This window comes from Pandoraea pnomenusa (genome assembly GCF_040391475.1).
Classification (GTDB): Bacteria; Pseudomonadota; Gammaproteobacteria; order Burkholderiales; family Burkholderiaceae; genus Pandoraea; species Pandoraea pnomenusa_C.
Window position 1 is genome coordinate 39,235 of the sequence record NZ_JBEBXS010000021.1, and the last position, 15,137, is coordinate 54,371.

A 15,137-nucleotide genomic window follows, 5' to 3' on the forward strand; every position below is an offset into this window, starting at 1 on the left:
TTCGGTTCGGACAGTCACGGAAAACGGGACAAGGTCGGGCGCCGCACGGAACGCACCCCGTGGGCCGATACCCCTAAATTTTGCTGCCGGACTGCCGTAAACACATCGGTAACGGTGCGCGAGCGGGCATTTCACCGCGGGGCGCGCCTCTAACTCAAGCCGCGAGATCATGAGCCTAATCAATATTGGCATGAGCGGGCTGAACGCCTCCCAGTTCGCCCTCAATACCACCGGCAACAACATCGCCAACTCGCCGACGGCCGGTTACAACCGCCAGATCGTCAGCTACACCCAGGCCGACAGCCAGTTCGCCGGCGTGGGCTATCTGGGCCAGGGCGTGCTGGTCAGCGACGTGTCGCGCGTGTACGACCAGTTCCTCGCGAACCAGGTGAACCAGGCGCAGACCCAGTACAGCCAGCTCAACACCTACTACCAGCAGATCTCGCAGATCAACAACGCGCTGGGCAGCTCGACGACCGGCCTGTCGGCGTCGATGTCGACGTTCTTCACGAACCTGCAGACCATCGTGACCGCGCCGAACAACTCGGCCACGCGCGCCACGGTGATCTCGTCGGCCCAGACGCTCACGAGCATGTTCCAGTCGCTCTCGGGCACGCTCTCGTCGCTGCGCACCGCCGTGAACGGCAACATCACGCAGTCGACCGAACAGATCAACACCTACGCCAAGCAGATCGCCACGCTCAACGACGCGATCGTGCAGGCACAGGCCAACGGCGGCAACGTCACGCCGAACGACCTGCTCGACCAGCGCGACCAGGCGATCGCCAACCTGAACGCCATCGTCCAGACGAACGTCGTCAAGGACACGAACGGCTCCTACAACGTGTTCATCGGCAACGGTCAGTCGCTGGTGACGGGCAACTCCGCCTACCAGCTCACGACCATCCCGTCGACGAGCGATCCGTCGCAGGTGACGGTGGCCTATGTGATGGCCAACGGCACCAAGGTCGCGATTCCGGAGTCGTCGATTTCGGGCGGTTCGCTGGCCGGTCTGCTGTCGTTCCGCAGCGGCGCGCTTACGCAAGCCCAGAACTCGCTCGGCCAGATCGCCCTGTCGCTGGCCGGTACGTTCAACGCGCAGAACCAGCTGGGCCTGGATCTGTACGGTCAGCTCGGCGGCAACTTCTTCTCGGTGCCGAACCCGACGATCATCGCGAACACCGGCAACTCGAACGCCGCCACGCTCAACGCCTCGATCACCGACGCCTCGAAGGTGACCACGAGCGACTACACCGTGAGCTACGACGGCACGAACTACACCATGACGCGCCTGACCGACGGCGCGAAGTGGACCGCCGGTGCACCGGCCACGCCGGGCGGAGCGCTGAGCTTCGTGGACAGCAGCGGTGCGGCGTTTGCCGACGGCTTCTCGGTCACACCCGGCAGCATGGTCGCGGGCGACAGCTTCACGATCCAGCCCACGCGCAACGCCGCCCAGAACATTGGCGTGGCGATCACCGATCCGGGCAAGATCGCACTGGCCGCACCGATCATCGCGTCGACGCCCACCACCAACGGCGGTTCGCTGAAGGTCGATCAGGGCAGCGTGGATGCGTCGTACCTGTCGAACGTGCTGACCTCGCCGGTCAATTTCACGTTCAGCAAGGACGCCGCGACCGGCGCGCTCACGCTGGTGGCGCCGGCGCCGATGACCGTCACGGTCAACGGCACCACGACCACCTACGCTGCGGGCGACACCGTGCCGTACGACGCCACGAACGGCGCCAAGATCACGATGAACGGCATGACGGTCAATCTGTCGGGCACGCCGTCCGACGGCGACACGTTCACCATCGCCCCGAACACCTCGGGCGCCGTGACCGACAACCGCAACGGCCTGGCCCTGTCGGCGCTGCAGAACGACAAGACCAAGGTGGGTGGCTCGCAGAGCTACGCCTCGGCCTACGCGAACCTCGTGTCGTATGTCGGCTCGACCACGAACACGTACAAGTCGACGGCCGCCGCACAGCAAACGCTGCTGCAACAGGCGCAGGAAGCACAGTCGTCCAATTCCGGCGTGAACCTCGACGAAGAAGCGGCCAACCTGATCAAGTATCAGCAGCTCTATCAGGCCAATTCGAAGGTGATTCAAACGGCGTCGTCGTTGTTCGACACCATCCTCCAGATGGTCAACTAAGCGCAGGGGTAGAAGATGCGTATCAGCACCAACATGATCTACGACCAGGGGATGCGCTCGATGAGCCAGAACACCTCTGATCTGCTCAACACCCAGCTGCAGCTCTCGTCGGGCAAGCGCGTGACCACGCCGAGCGACGATCCGATCGCGTCTGCGCAGGCCGTGTCGGTCTCGCAGGACAACGACATGAACACGCAGTACGCATCGAACCGTGCTTCGGCGACGACGCAACTGCAACTCGAGGACTCGACCTTCGGCAGCATCATCAATACGCTGCAGCACGTGATGTCGCAAGTCGTCGCCGCCGGCAACGCCTCGCTCAACGACAACGATCGCTCGACGATCGCGACCGATCTGCAGTCGAGCTTCCAGCAGTTGCTCTCGCTCGCGAACACGACCGACGCCAACGGCCAGTATCTGTTCTCCGGCTTCATGGGCAATTCCGCCGCGTACGTTGCTTCGCCCACGGGCGCCTCGTATGGGGGCGACACCGGCGTGCGTTACGTGCAGGTGAGCCCGAACCGCCAGATCGCCACGAATGACATCGGTTCGAGCATTTTCGAAGGTATCCAGGCCGGTACCGCCGGTACGCTGATCAGCGGTAACGCCGCCAACACGGGTACGGCCGTCTACTCGACGGTGTCGACGACCGACGTGGCCAACGCCGGCGCGAACCATCAGTATCAGATCAGCTTCGCGATCGACAGCACGACCACGCCGCCCTCGACCAATTACACGGTCAAGGACATGACGGACACCACGGTGGCCGACGTCACGGGCGCCTACACCGCCGGTCAGCCGATCAGCTTCGGCGGCAAGACAGTCACGTTCACCGGCGACCCGGCCAACGGCGACAACTTCACCGTGCAGCCGGCGAGCAAGGGCAACACGAACGTGTTCGACAATCTGCAGGCGCTGATCAACACGCTCAAGACGCCGATCAACAGCACGAACGGCACCGGTCAGGCCACGCTGAACAACGCGCTGACGACGTTCAGCCAGATGTTCAGCAACACCTACGACAACGTGACGACGGTTCGCACCACGACCGGCTCGCGCATGAACGAACTGACCACGCTCAACAGCATTGGCGACACCAACTCGCTGAACTACCAGTCGCAACTGTCCGATCTGCTGGACGTGGACTGGAACTCGGCGGCCACGAAGTTTGCGCAGTTGCAGGCTGCGTTGCAGGCCTCGCAGCAAAGCTTCCTGCAGACGCAGAAGCTGTCGCTGTTCAGCCTGCTCTGATCCGCACGATCGAGCCTGTCTCGGTCGCACACGGGCCACCGGCACTGCCGCGTGGCCCGTTGTCATTTGGGCGTTGCTAACGTTCGAGACGGGTTCGGGAAGGATTCACCCGGGGAACGGCGGCGCGCCGTTCAGGCCTTCGGTGCGAAGGCGGCGGTCGCGCGGATCATCATGTCGATGCCGATGGAGATGAAGTGATCCATCACGGGCGCGATGCGCGGCATCATCAGTTCGATCACGACCAGACCGACGCCCAGCGTGAGCGGGAAGCCTACGGCGAAGATGTTGAGCTGCGGCGCGGCGCGGTTCAGAATGCCGAGCGCCAGATTGCAGATGAGCAGTGCGGCCACGAGCGGCAGCGACAGCATGAGCGCGAGCATGAACAACTGACCGCCGAGCATGGCGAGATAGTGCCAGCCGGTGACGGCAAGCGGTGCGCTGGACACCGGCAGCAAGGTGAAGCTCTGCACCAGCGTGGCGAACATCACCAGATGACCGTTGGTGGCGAGGAACACGAGCATGGCCACCACGTTGAGCAGCATGCCGAGCACGGCCGTACTGCCGTCGCTGTTCGGCGTGAGCAGCGTGGCGAACGAGAGGCCCATCTGCAGGCCGACGAAGTCGCCCGCCATGCTGATGGCCGAGAACACGATCTGCATGCACCAGCCGAGCGCCGCGCCGATCATCACCTGCTGCACGAGAATCCAGATACCTTCCCACGAGAACGGCGACACGGCCGGCATGGGGCCGAGCACCGGCGCCAGCGCCAGCGCGACGATGCCAGCCAGCCCGATCTTGACGGTACCGGGCACAGACGCATCGCCGAACAGCGGCGCGCTCATCGACAGGGCAAGCAGGCGGACGAACGGAAACAGGAACGCCGCGATGACGCCCGAGAGTTGTTCGTAAGTGAAGCTGATCAAGGCCGGAGCGCCGGTGCGGCTTAGCCGACCAGGCCGGGAATGCCGGTGAGCAACTGACGCATGTAGTCGACCATCAGATTGAGCATCCACGGGCCTGCAATCACGAGCGTGACGAACACGGCAAGCAGCTTGGGAATGAACGACAGCGTCATTTCGTTGATCTGCGTGGCAGCCTGGAACAGGCTGACCAGCAGACCGGAGACGAGCGCGACGAGCAGCAGGGGGGCGGCCAGCAGCAGGGTGACCTGCATGGCCTGATGGGCCAGTGCCATGACGGTTTCCGGAGTCATTTCCTGTGCCTCCCCGCTACATGGTGAAGCTCTGGGCCAGTGAGCCCAGCAGCAGTTGCCAGCCGTCGACCACCACGAACAGCATGAGCTTGAACGGCAGCGACACCGTCGAGGGCGAGACCATCATCATGCCCATCGACATCAGCACGCTCGCGACCACCAGATCGATGATCAGGAACGGAATGAAGATCGTGAAGCCGATCTGGAACGCCGTCTTCAGCTCGCTCGTGGCGAAGGCGGGCACGAGGATGCGCATCGGCACGTCTTCGGGGCCGTTCATCGGCGGTGTCTTGGCCAGCCTGGCGAACAGGGCGAGGTCGGCCTCGCGCGTTTGCTTGAGCATGAACGCGTGGAACGGCTTGGCCCCGGTGTCGATGGCCTGCTCGAAGCTGATCTTGTTGGCGGCGAACGGCTGATAGGCGTCGGTGTAGGCCTTGTCGAAGACCGGCGACATCACGAAGAACGTGAGGAACAGGGCCAGCCCGATCAGGATCTGGTTCGGCGGCGAGGTGGTCACGCCGATGGCATGACGCAGCAGCGAGAGCACGATGATGATGCGCGTGAAGGCGGTCATCATCAGCAACATCGCGGGCAGGAAGCCCAGCGACGTGAGCAGCAGCATCGTCTGCACGGACAGCGAATAGGTCTGTCCGCCGCCCGGTGCGGGCGTGGTCGTCAGTGCGGGGATCGTTGCCTGGGCGAGGGCGCTGCCCGGCAGCGCGAGGGCGGCCAGCCCGACGCCCAGCGTCAGCGCGAGGCCGAGCGCGACACCCGGTGTCTTCCCGGCCGGGAGCAAGCCGCGTGACATCAGGAATCCTTTTTCATCGATTCGCGCAGCTTTTGCGCAAAAGCTTGCGCGGCGCGGTTGGCTTGCGCACCCGGATGCGCCACGGTGGGTGCTTCGGGCATGTCGGCGACGCGATCGGCGTCGATGACGTGCAGGCTGCTAACCCGCCCGGGCGCGACGCCCAGTACCACCCAATCGCCTGCGATTTCCACGACCACCACGCGCTCGCGCTGTCCGACGGCGGCGCTACCCACGATGCGCACGTTGCCGCCGCCGAGCGGGCGTTGCAGCCCGAATCGCTTGGCCAGCCACGCCAGCCCGAACAGCAGGGCGAGCACGAGCACAAGGCCGAGGCCGGTCTGGACGATGCCAGCACCGCCGAGACTCGGCACGGCCGCCGCCTGCGAGGCGGTGCCCTGCGCGTGGGCGCTGGAGAGGAAGGCGGTGAGAAGCGTTGCGGTGGCTGCCGCGACACGCCGCACGGGCTTGCCGCGGACTTTTGAAGCAATCATCGGTTGAGCTTACGGATGCGTTCGGATGGCGTGATGATATCAGTCAGGCGAATGCCGAACTTGTCGTTCACGACCACCACTTCGCCCTGGGCGATGAGGCAACCGTTGACCAGCACGTCCATCGGTTCGCCGGCCATGCCGTCGAGTTCCACCACGGAACCCTGCGCAAGTTGCAGCAGGTTCTTGATGGCGATCTTCGTGCGGCCAAGCTCCACGGTCATCTGGACCGGGATGTCGAGGATCAGGTCGATGTCGTTGTGCGTGGCACCGGGCGGATTGCCGGCCGTGGCCGCCAGCGGCTGGAACACGGGGGCCGGGGCCGGTTGCGGGGCGGCTTCGGCGACCGGTTCGGCAGCCGTCTGCTCTGCCATGGCACTGGCCCACTCGTCCGCCATGGCCTGGGCGTCTTCACCGGGCGTTTGAGGGGTATCGCTCATCAGTCGTTGTCCTTCGAGTAATCGCTGTGCGAATGGTTGATCATCTGGTTCACGCGCAGCGCGTATTGGCCGTTGAAGACCCCGTAATTGCAGTGCATCACGGGCACACCATCGACCTTGGCTTCGAGTACTTCAGGCACGTCGAGCGGAATCACGTCGCCCACGCGCATGTTGAGCAACTGCGAGAGCGTCATGTCCATCTGCGCGAGATTGGTCACGATTTCGACGTCGGCGGCCTGCACCTGCTGCGAGAGCAGCCGCACCCAGCGCTTGTCGACTTCCAGCGTCTCGCCCTGCAGCGGGCTCGAGAGCTGGTCGCGCAGGGGCTCGATCATCGAATACGGCATGCAGATGTGGAATTCGCCGCCGACCGAGCCGAACTCGATGTCGAACGTGGTGGTTACCACGACCTCGTTGGGCGTGGCCACGTTGGCGAACTGCGTGTGCATTTCGGCGCGCACGTATTCGAATTCGACCGGATGCACCGGCTTCCACGACGCCCCGTAGTTCTCGAACACGAGGTCGAGCAGGCGCGCGATGATGCGCTGCTCGGTCTGCGTGAAGTCGCGTCCTTCGACGCGAGTATGGAACCGGCCGTCGCCGCCGAACAGGTTGTCCACCACGAGGAACACGAGGTTCGGATCGAACACGAACAGCGCCGTGCCGCGCAGCGGCTTGATGTGGACCAGGTTGAGGTTGGTCGGTACCGGCAGGTTGCGAATGAATTCGCTGTACTTCTGCACGCGCACCGGGCTCACCGAGATCTCGGCGCTGCGGCGCATGAAGTTGAACAGCGCAATGCGGAACAGGCGCGAGAAGCGGTCGTTGATGATCTCGAGCGTGGGCATGCGCCCGCGCACGATACGCTCTTGCGTCGCGATGTTGTATGGCCTGATGCCGGAATGGTCTTCCGAATCGGACCGGTCATCCTGTTCGCCGGTGACACCCTTCAGAAGGGCATCGACTTCTTCCTGCGACAGGAACTCCTCATGCGCCATGAATCACTCACTGAATTACAAACGCGGTGAACAGCACTTCGCCCACGGCCTGCTGCGGCATGTTGGCCGCAAACGGTTGCGCGACCAGCGTGCGAATCTCGGTGGCCAGACGGCGTTTGCCGTCGATGGTGGCCAGATCCTGCGGCTGCTTGGACGACAACAGCAGCAACACGCGGCTACGCACTTCGGGCATGTGCTGCGTGATGCGGCCTTGCGTTTCGACATCCGCCACCTTGAGCGAGAGGCCGATATGCAGGTAGCGCTCGCCGTCTTCGCCAGTCAGGTTCACCGTGAACGGGTCCAGGCTGACGAATACCGGCGGCGGCGGAGGCGGCGGTGCTTTTGCCGCTTCGTTGCGTCCGGTCAGCAAATACACGGCCGTTGCCGCGCCCGCGGCCGCCATGAGCGCCACCGCGACGATCAACAGAATCCATTTGCGCATGCCCCCGCCAGAAGGAGCCGCGGCTTGAGTCGGTGCGGGATTTGCCATGTATTCGCCTGCTATTGGGTAGTGATTGTCGACCAACCCGCCAAGGGGTGATCGGCCGAAAAGAAGGGACAATCGCGTCTAACTCGCGTCTTTGTCTTAACGGCAGAAAAGCCCACTGGCTTTAGGGTGATCGGGGCGGTACGGCGTCGGGTCGCGCGGTGCATTTCCGCGTGCGACGCCGCTATCCCTTTTGTTTTTCGATTGGTGGTGTGCCGTCAGGCGAACGTGTCGACGAGACCGTTGCTCACGCGCACCGGCACGCTCACGGTGGTGGCAAGCGTCGTGTCGTCGCCCTGGCCGAAGCCGGCCATGCCGCGCCCGTTGCCATTGCCGTTCCCGCTACCGTTGCCGCCATTGCCGTTCGCCCCTTGTTGCGCGAAGGCCTGCTGCTGGGCGTTGTCGCTGCTCACGGTCGTATTGCCCAACGCAATGCCGTTGTTGGCCAGGCTTTCGCGCAGTTGCGGCAGCGCGGCCTGAACCGCGTCGCGCACGGCGGCGTGTTGCGAGACGAACATGGCTTGTGCCGAATCGTTCGCGACGTTCAGTACCACATGCAGCGGGCCGAGATCCGGCGGATTCAGGCTCAGTTGCGCGGTCTGTGCGTGGGCAGACGAGAGCCACACGACCTGCTGCGAGAGCTGGTTGTTCCAGTCCTGCGTGCCCACGCGGGCGTTCAGCGCGAGGGCGGCGGGCAGATTGGCCTGGGCCTGGAGCTGGGGTTGGGCGTCGACGGCCGGCGTAGCCGCCTGGGCGGCCTGTGCCGCCGCCTGCGTGGCGGCCGTGGCCGCTTGCGCTGCAGCATCGCGGTTGCCCTGGGCCTGTGCCATGGCGTCGGCCATGCGCTGGGCATCGGTGCCGACGTTCGCCGTTGCGGCCTTGGCATCGGTCGGCGCCGGTTGCGGCATGGCGGCCGTTTGGGTCGTCGTGGCGTTCTTGGCCAGCGTGTCGAGCGAAATGCCGCCGGTCTTGGCCTGCGTGGCCGACGGGGTCAGCGACGGCGTGGCGGTGGTCGCGGCGTGTGCGGCGGTCGTGGTCTTCGCGTCGGCGGCGTCGGCGGCGTCGGTACCGGCGGCCGGTTGGCCGGTCAGCTGCGCAGCACCGGTGGCTTGCAGTGCGCCATTCACAGCCGCTGCGATGGCAGCGCCCGTGCCCGGCTTGCCGTCCGTCGCCGTCGCGTCGGCGGTGGTGGTCGGTGCGGGTGCCGGCGTTTGCGACGCGAGCGGGGCGTTGTTCATCGCGGCGAGCGCGACGGCGAGCGCGGCGGCCGGATCGCCGGGTGCGGCGACTGTCTGCGTCTCGTCGTCGGCGCTTTCGTCCTTGTCCTTGCCGTTGTCGGCCGTCTTCGAAGCGTTCGTTTGACCGCTTTGCCCCGCCTGTCCTGCTTGCGTGGTTTGACCGGTGCTGCCGTTGGCGGCGTTGTCCGTCGACTTGGTGCTCTTGCCGGACGAGGCGTTCGCCTGGCCATTATTGGCCGCACTCGTGGCCGTGCTGCTCGCCGACGGCTGAACGCTCTGGCGAGTCTGTTGCGAAAGCACGGTGGAGAAGGGCAGCACACCGCTGTCGTCGGTGCTCGATGCGCCGGCGCGGTTGGCCTTCAGGGCTTGTTGGGCGGCGCCTGCGGCGTCGGTCAGGAAGCTCAGAATCGACATGTCGGGCTCCTCGGGTCCTTCAAATCGGGGATTCGGCACGGCGGCGCAGGCTGCGCGCGGCGTACTCGTCGTTTTCCTTCTGTTCGCGACGTGCCACCTTCAGGGCCGTGCGGGCTTCCTCGCGCGTGGCGAGTGTGCCGAAGGAGTTCAGGCGGCGCTGTTGCGCCTGCCATTCGCGGCGCGCGGCCGCGAGGCGCTCTTCGGCTTGTTCGAGCAGCATGGCTTGCTGCGCGATGGCCGTGTCGAGCGTATCGATGAATTGCTGGAAGTTGCGCCAGTCGTGCCCTGCCATGCCCTGGATCGTTGCGGTCTGCATGCGCGTGCGGTACTCGTGACGGTACTGGCGCAGCGCCTCGAGCTGGCGCTCGACTTCGGCGCGTTGCGTCTGGCGCTCGCCAAGCAGGCGCGCCGCCTCGTCCACGTCCTTCTGGGCGAGCTCGATGAGCAATTTGAGGGGCAGGGTGGAATTCATGGCCGCCTCCGGTTAGTGGAACAGCCCGCGCAACTGATGCACGGCGTCCGGATAACTGGCCCGCTCGCGCATTCCCTGTTGCAGGAAGCTTTCGAGACGGGGATAGAGCTCGATCGCCTGATCGAGCATCGGGTCGCTGCCCGGCGCGTACGCGCCCACGTTGATGAGGTCGCGATTGCGCTGGTAGCGCGAGAGCATCTGCTTGAAGCGGCGGACCGTGTCGAACTGACCGTCGTCGATGAGCGCGGCCATGGCCCGGCTGATCGATTGTTCGATGTCGATGGCCGGGTAATGGCCCGATTCTGCGAGTTGGCGCGAGAGCACGATATGGCCGTCGAGAATGGCGCGGGCCGAATCGGCGATCGGGTCTTGCTGGTCGTCGCCTTCGGTGAGCACGGTGTAGAACGCCGTGATCGAGCCGCCGCCGTCCGGGCCGTTACCGGCGCGCTCGACCAGCGCGGGCAGCTTGGCGAACACGGAGGGCGGATAGCCTTTCGTGGCGGGGGGCTCGCCGATGGCGAGCGCGATCTCGCGCTGGGCCATCGCATAGCGTGTGAGCGAATCCATGATCAGCAGCACGTCCTTGCCCTGATCGCGGAAGTATTCGGCCAGCGTGGTGGCATAGGCCGCGCCTTGCAGGCGCAGCAGCGGCGAGACGTCGGCCGGGGCGGCGACCACAACGGAGCGCGCCAGACCGTCCGGCCCGAGAATGTTCTCGATGAAGTCCTTCACTTCGCGGCCGCGTTCACCGATCAGGCCCACGACGATGACTTCGGCCTGCGTGAAGCGGGCCATCATGCCGAGCAGCACGCTCTTGCCCACGCCCGAACCGGCGAAAAGCCCCATGCGCTGGCCGCGTCCTACGGTGAGCAAGGCGTTGATGGCGCGCACGCCGACGTCGAGCACCGACTCGATGGGGGCACGGCCCAGCGGGTTGATCGGCACCGAGGCGAGCGAGGCGCTGTCCGTCAGGCCCAGCGGACCGAAGTCGTCGAGCGGGCGGCCGGCGGCATCCACCACGCGTCCGAGCAGCGCTTCGCCCACGGGCAGTCGCTTGCCGTTGTGGCGTTGGCTGGGCAGTGGGCCGTCGGCAGCCGGTTCCATCGGGAACACGCGTGCACCGGGCAGCAGGCCGGAGACTTCCGTCTGTGGCATCAGGAAAAGGCGATCGCCGCCGAAACCGACGACTTCCGCTTCCGCCGTGGCGGGCTCGCGCGAGGCGTCGTGTACCGGCAGTTCGATCAGGCAACCGGCGCCGACCGGCAGACGCAGGCCGACGGCTTCGAGCACGAGACCGGCGGCGCGTGTGAGGCGGCCGCAGCGGCGTGTGGGCTCTACGGCGTGCACGTGCGCGATGCGCTCGCGCAGCGTGTTTTGCCAGCGGCGCAGATGCGCGTCTCGCGCGATTTCGCGGGCACCTAATGCGTGAACGGCGGCGTGAACAGCGGCGTGAACAGCGGCGTGCCCGGCGGCTTGCGGGGCGGATGTCGGCGCTTGTGCGGCGATTTCCGCGTTGTCGCCGGGGGCTGCCGTTTCCCCGTTTGCGTCGTTTGCGTCGCGAGGCGTCGCCGACGCGTCTTCGTGATCGTCCGGTTGCAGCGCACCGGCCTGAGCGGGGTGTGCGTTCGTGTCGATCTCATCCCACAGGCGCACGGTCGGCGTCGTGCCGTCGTTCGCCGGCGAGGGCGAAGTCGGCGCGGCCGCAGCGTTGTCATGCGTTTTCTCGGTGCTCGGGAGCACCGGCGCATGCGCGGCGAGCGGGGTGAGTTCGGCGTTTACCACGGCAGGTCCTTGCCGAGCGCGGCCATCACGCGTTGCCAACGGGTGGCCACGGTGGCGTCGACTTCACCGCTCGCGGCTTCGGCCTTGCAGCCACCGCGCTCGATCGTGGGGTCGGCACGCACCGTCCAGCCTGCGGCCTGCAATTCCGCACCGACGTGCGCTTCGACGAGCGCGACGTCTTCCGGATTCAGGAGCAGGCGGGGCGAGCCGGTCAGCGGATCGTTGGCGAGCAGGTCGCGCACGATCGGCAGCAGGGTTTCCGGGTGAATCGCAAGGGTCTGGCGCAGCGCCTGACGCGCGATGTCGAGTGCCAGCCCGAGCAGCGGCTCGGCCACTTCGCGGTCGATGGCGTTCACGGCAGTGCCGAAACCATGCGCGATGTCGGCGAGCTGCGCGGCGCGCGTGTCGACTTCGTGGCGTCCGGCGGCTTGTCCGGCAGCGTAGCCCTCGGCGTGGCCGGCGTTGTAGCCTTGTGCGTGACCTTCGGCGCGCGCTTCCTCGCGCCACGCGGCGATCTGTGCGACCAGCGCGGGATCGTCGAGCGGACGCGGCGGTTCGGGTTGCGGCGGAGGCGGGGGCGGCGGCGGGTCGAACGACGCCATCTCCCAGCGCTGCCAGGCGGAGAGGCGTTCTTTCGGAATGATGGTCGACATGCGCGCGGGCCCCGTTCCGTTACACGTAAGCGTCGTCGCCGCGGCCGCCGATCATGATGGCGCCCTGATCGGCCAGGCGCCGCACGACTTGCAGCACCTTCTTCTGTTCGGCTTCGACTTCCGAGACACGGACCGGACCGCGCGATTCGAGGTCTTCGCGCAGCAGTTCGGCCGCACGCGCGGACATGTTCTTGAAGAACTTTTCGCGCAACTCGGTCGGCGCGCCCTTGAGCGCGATGATGAGCGACTCGGACTCGATTTCCTTGAGCAGCACCTGGATGCTGCGGTCTTCCACGTCGAGCAGGTTCTCGAACACGAACATCTCTTCGACGATCTTCGCCGCGAGGTCCGAGTCGTAGTTGCGCACGGCTTCGATGACCGATTCCTCGTGCACGCCGCCCAGGTAGTTGAGGATTTCCGCCGCCGTGCGCACGCCACCCATCGGGCTGCGCTTGATGTTCTCGCTGCCGGAGAGCAGTTTGGTGAGCACGTCGTTGAGTTCGCGCAGCGCGGCCGGCTGAATGCCGTCGAGCGTGGCGATACGCAGCACGACGTCGTTACGCAGGCGCTCGGTGAAGAGCGCGAGCACTTCCGACGCCTGATCGCGGTCGAGGTGGACCAGAATCGTGGCGATGATCTGCGGATGCTCGTGGCGGATCAGTTCGGCCACGGCGTTAGAGTCCATCCACTTCAGGCCTTCGATGCCGCTGGTGTCGCCACCCTGCAGAATGCGCTCGATCAGGCCTGCGGCCTTGTCGTTGCCCAGGGCCTTGTTGAGCACCGAGCGGATGTATTCGGACGAGTCGAGCGAGAGCGCGGAGTGCTGTTCGGCTTCGAGCACGAAGTCCTGAAGCACGTCGGCGATCTGGTCGCGCGTGACCTGGCGCAGCGAGGCCATGGCCGCGCCGAGCTTTTGCACCTCACGCGGCGCGAGGTACTTGAAGACCTCCGCCGCTTCATCTTCGCCCAGCGACATCAGGAGGATGGCGCTGCGTTGGAGTCCCTCAGCCGCGCTCATCGCCACCACCCACCCATGATTTGACTACCGTTGCCACGATCTTCGGATCCTGTCGCGCGACTTGGCGCGCGTACTGCAAGTTACGCTCGTAGGCGCTGAGTTCGCCCGACTTGCCGGGCGTACCGTCGGCACCTTCGCCTTCGGCCCCTTCCACTCCATCGGCACCGGCACCACCGGCCCCGGCGAGCGTCGGCTCGGCCGGCGGCGGGGGGCTCAGATGCTTGCGGATCGCCGGACGCACCACGCCGAACCACAGATAGATGCCGATCAGCCCGATCAGCGCCCACTTGCCGACCTGCTTGGCGAGTTCGATGTTCTGACGCTGGCGCCACCACGGCAGATTGGCTTCCGGATCGGCTTCCACCGTGAACGGGCTGTTCACGATGTTGAGCGTGTCGCCCCGCTGTGCGGAGAAGCCGATGGCTTCCTTCGACAGGTTCTGGATCTGGTCGAGCTGGGCCTGCGTGAGGGCCACCATCGCTGCCTTGCCCTTGGCGTCGGTGCCCGGACGGTAGTTCACGACCACGGCGGCCGACAGACGCTTCAGGCCGCCCGTCGCTTGTTGCACGTGACGGATCGTGCGGTCGATTTCGTAGTTGACCGTGGCGTCCTTGCGGTCGCTGCGCGGGCCTTGCGGGGCGCTGGCGGCGCTGGCCGGGTTGGCGCCTTGCTGGGCGAACTGCTGTTGCTGCTGCGTGATCGGTGCGGTGGCTTGTCCCGGCGGCTGGTTCGACAGTGCACCCGGCACGCCGCCCGGCGGCGTAATGCCGATCTGGGTGGCTTCGCTGCTTTGCTGGCTACGCACGGCTTGCTCGCCCGCATTCGGCTTGTAATTCTCGGACGTCTGTTCGACCTGATTGAAGTCGACGTCGGCCGTGACCTGCGCATGCACGTTGCCCGGGCCGATGATCGGGTTCAGGATCGCTTCGATGCGGCGGGCGTACGACTGTTCGAGTTCGCGGACGTACTTGAGCTGGGCGGCGTCCAGGCCGAGGGCATTGCCGCTCTGGGCCGACAGGAGGTTGCCGTTCTGGTCGAGCACCGTCACGTTCTTGACGGGCAGTTCCGGCACGCTGGAGGCGACCATGTGAACGATGGCGCTCACCTGGGCGTCGTCGAGCACGCGGCCCGGGTACAGCGTGACGAGTACCGATGCGCTGGGCTTCTGTTGCTCGCGAACGAAGACCGACGGTTTCGGAATGGCCAGGTGCACGCGGGCGGCCTGCACGGCGGAGAGCGATTCGACCGAGCGGGCGAGTTCACCTTCGAGCGCGCGCTGGTAATTGACTTGTTCGGCGAACTGGCTGATGCCGAACTTCTGGTTGTCCATCAGTTCGAAGCCGACGAGGCCGCCCTTGGGCAGGCCTTGCGACGCCAGACGCAGGCGCACGTCGTGCACCTGCTCGGACGGCACCAGGATGGCACCGCCGCCTTCGGCGAACTTGTACGGCACGTTCATCTGCTGGAGCGACGTGATGATGGCGCCGCCGTCGCGATCGCTCAGGTTGCTGTACAGCACCTTGTAATCGGGGGCACGGCTCCACAGGAAGACGGCGATCAGCAGGGCGACGAGCGCCGCGCCGCCGATGAGCAGGGGCAGGCGTTCGCGCGAACGCAACTGCGCCAGCAGGGGCGGCTTGGCGGCGACGTCGGCCGTCTGGGTGGCGGCATTCATGCGCGGCTCCACGCCAGCGGCGTTGTCATGACGTTCATCGCG

At 65.9% G+C, this 15,137-nt stretch carries 15 protein-coding genes; 2 read left to right on the top strand and 13 right to left on the bottom strand.

Annotation, left to right across the window (positions count from 1 at the left end; genetic code table 11):
- Window positions 1-169: 169 nt before the first annotated feature.
- Window positions 170-2,158 carry a flagellar hook-associated protein FlgK gene (flgK, locus tag ABWO90_RS19505; protein ID WP_353192879.1) on the top strand — a complete coding sequence of 663 codons (1,989 nt, stop codon included), beginning with the start codon at window positions 170-172 and terminating at the stop codon, window positions 2,156-2,158.
- A gap of 15 nt (window positions 2,159-2,173) precedes the next feature.
- Entirely contained in the window at window positions 2,174-3,409 is a 1,236-nt protein-coding gene (gene flgL / locus ABWO90_RS19510; protein ID WP_353192880.1) for a flagellar hook-associated protein FlgL, read from the top strand.
- 131 nt (window positions 3,410-3,540) lie between these two features.
- Here flgL and fliR read toward each other — a convergent pair whose 3' ends face one another.
- The 13 genes from fliR to fliF all read right to left on the bottom strand — a co-directional run bounded on the left by fliR (window position 3,541) and on the right by fliF (window position 15,095).
- The gene (gene fliR, locus ABWO90_RS19515) at window positions 3,541-4,332 is read right to left on the bottom strand and encodes a flagellar biosynthetic protein FliR (RefSeq protein ID WP_353192881.1); all 792 of its coding nucleotides are present in this window, start codon (window positions 4,330-4,332) and stop codon (window positions 3,541-3,543) included.
- 20 nt (window positions 4,333-4,352) lie between these two features.
- Window positions 4,353-4,622 carry a flagellar biosynthesis protein FliQ gene (gene fliQ / locus ABWO90_RS19520; RefSeq protein WP_010807718.1) on the bottom strand — a complete coding sequence of 90 codons (270 nt, stop codon included), beginning with the start codon at window positions 4,620-4,622 and terminating at the stop codon, window positions 4,353-4,355.
- Between the two features lie 16 nt (window positions 4,623-4,638).
- Window positions 4,639-5,430 carry a flagellar type III secretion system pore protein FliP gene (gene fliP / locus ABWO90_RS19525; RefSeq protein ID WP_353192882.1) on the bottom strand — a complete coding sequence of 264 codons (792 nt, stop codon included), beginning with the start codon at window positions 5,428-5,430 and terminating at the stop codon, window positions 4,639-4,641.
- A complete protein-coding gene (fliO, locus tag ABWO90_RS19530) occupies window positions 5,430-5,921 on the bottom strand; it encodes a flagellar biosynthetic protein FliO (protein ID WP_353192883.1) in 492 nt (163 codons plus the stop codon). Before fliO ends, fliP begins: the two co-directional genes overlap by 1 nt.
- Window positions 5,918-6,358: a flagellar motor switch protein FliN gene (gene fliN, locus ABWO90_RS19535; protein WP_353192884.1), complete on the bottom strand. Its 441-nt coding sequence runs from the start codon at window positions 6,356-6,358 to the stop codon at window positions 5,918-5,920. The genes fliO and fliN overlap by 4 nt, the downstream gene beginning before the upstream one ends.
- Window positions 6,358-7,356 carry a flagellar motor switch protein FliM gene (gene fliM, locus ABWO90_RS19540; protein ID WP_353192885.1) on the bottom strand — a complete coding sequence of 333 codons (999 nt, stop codon included), beginning with the start codon at window positions 7,354-7,356 and terminating at the stop codon, window positions 6,358-6,360. Before fliM ends, fliN begins: the two co-directional genes overlap by 1 nt.
- A gap of 7 nt (window positions 7,357-7,363) precedes the next feature.
- The gene (gene fliL, locus ABWO90_RS19545) at window positions 7,364-7,798 is read right to left on the bottom strand and encodes a flagellar basal body-associated protein FliL (protein ID WP_353192886.1); all 435 of its coding nucleotides are present in this window, start codon (window positions 7,796-7,798) and stop codon (window positions 7,364-7,366) included.
- A 263-nt stretch (window positions 7,799-8,061) separates the two neighbouring features.
- Complete coding sequence (locus ABWO90_RS19550; protein ID WP_353192887.1) at window positions 8,062-9,495, bottom strand: flagellar hook-length control protein FliK; 1,434 nt, start codon at window positions 9,493-9,495, stop codon at window positions 8,062-8,064.
- Window positions 9,496-9,514: 19 nt separating this feature from the next.
- A complete protein-coding gene (gene fliJ / locus ABWO90_RS19555) occupies window positions 9,515-9,967 on the bottom strand; it encodes a flagellar export protein FliJ (RefSeq protein ID WP_353192888.1) in 453 nt (150 codons plus the stop codon).
- A 12-nt stretch (window positions 9,968-9,979) separates the two neighbouring features.
- Window positions 9,980-11,356, bottom strand: coding sequence for a flagellar protein export ATPase FliI (fliI, locus tag ABWO90_RS19560; protein WP_353192921.1), 1,377 nt, complete (start codon window positions 11,354-11,356; stop codon window positions 9,980-9,982).
- 386 nt (window positions 11,357-11,742) lie between these two features.
- Window positions 11,743-12,402 (bottom strand): flagellar assembly protein FliH, encoded by a 660-nt coding sequence (gene fliH, locus ABWO90_RS19565; RefSeq protein ID WP_353192889.1) that lies wholly within the window; start codon window positions 12,400-12,402, stop codon window positions 11,743-11,745.
- Window positions 12,403-12,421: 19 nt separating this feature from the next.
- Window positions 12,422-13,420, bottom strand: coding sequence for a flagellar motor switch protein FliG (gene fliG / locus ABWO90_RS19570; protein ID WP_353192890.1), 999 nt, complete (start codon window positions 13,418-13,420; stop codon window positions 12,422-12,424).
- On the bottom strand, window positions 13,407-15,095 hold the full coding sequence (gene fliF, locus ABWO90_RS19575; RefSeq protein ID WP_353192891.1) for a flagellar basal-body MS-ring/collar protein FliF: 1,689 nt from the start codon (window positions 15,093-15,095) through the stop codon (window positions 13,407-13,409). Before fliF ends, fliG begins: the two co-directional genes overlap by 14 nt.
- Window positions 15,096-15,137 lie beyond the last annotated feature (42 nt).

Bases quoted from the DNA above. Each gene is read 5' to 3' on its own strand.
- fliH (WP_353192889.1), bottom strand. From the start codon at position 12,402: ATGTCGACCATCATTCCGAAAGAACGCCTCTCCGCCTGGCAGCGCTGG.
- fliO (WP_353192883.1), bottom strand. From the start codon at position 5,921: ATGATTGCTTCAAAAGTCCGCGGCAAGCCCGTGCGGCGTGTCGCGGCA.
- fliJ (WP_353192888.1), bottom strand. From the start codon at position 9,967: ATGAATTCCACCCTGCCCCTCAAATTGCTCATCGAGCTCGCCCAGAAG.
- fliM (WP_353192885.1), bottom strand. From the start codon at position 7,356: ATGGCGCATGAGGAGTTCCTGTCGCAGGAAGAAGTCGATGCCCTTCTG.
- flgL (WP_353192880.1), top strand. From the start codon at position 2,174: ATGCGTATCAGCACCAACATGATCTACGACCAGGGGATGCGCTCGATG.
- fliL (WP_353192886.1), bottom strand. From the start codon at position 7,798: ATGCGCAAATGGATTCTGTTGATCGTCGCGGTGGCGCTCATGGCGGCC.
- fliN (WP_353192884.1), bottom strand. From the start codon at position 6,358: ATGAGCGATACCCCTCAAACGCCCGGTGAAGACGCCCAGGCCATGGCG.
- ABWO90_RS19550 (WP_353192887.1), bottom strand. From the start codon at position 9,495: ATGTCGATTCTGAGCTTCCTGACCGACGCCGCAGGCGCCGCCCAACAA.
- fliQ (WP_010807718.1), bottom strand. From the start codon at position 4,622: ATGACTCCGGAAACCGTCATGGCACTGGCCCATCAGGCCATGCAGGTC.
- fliG (WP_353192890.1), bottom strand. From the start codon at position 13,420: ATGAGCGCGGCTGAGGGACTCCAACGCAGCGCCATCCTCCTGATGTCG.
- flgK (WP_353192879.1), top strand. From the start codon at position 170: ATGAGCCTAATCAATATTGGCATGAGCGGGCTGAACGCCTCCCAGTTC.
- fliP (WP_353192882.1), bottom strand. From the start codon at position 5,430: ATGTCACGCGGCTTGCTCCCGGCCGGGAAGACACCGGGTGTCGCGCTC.
- fliF (WP_353192891.1), bottom strand. From the start codon at position 15,095: ATGAATGCCGCCACCCAGACGGCCGACGTCGCCGCCAAGCCGCCCCTG.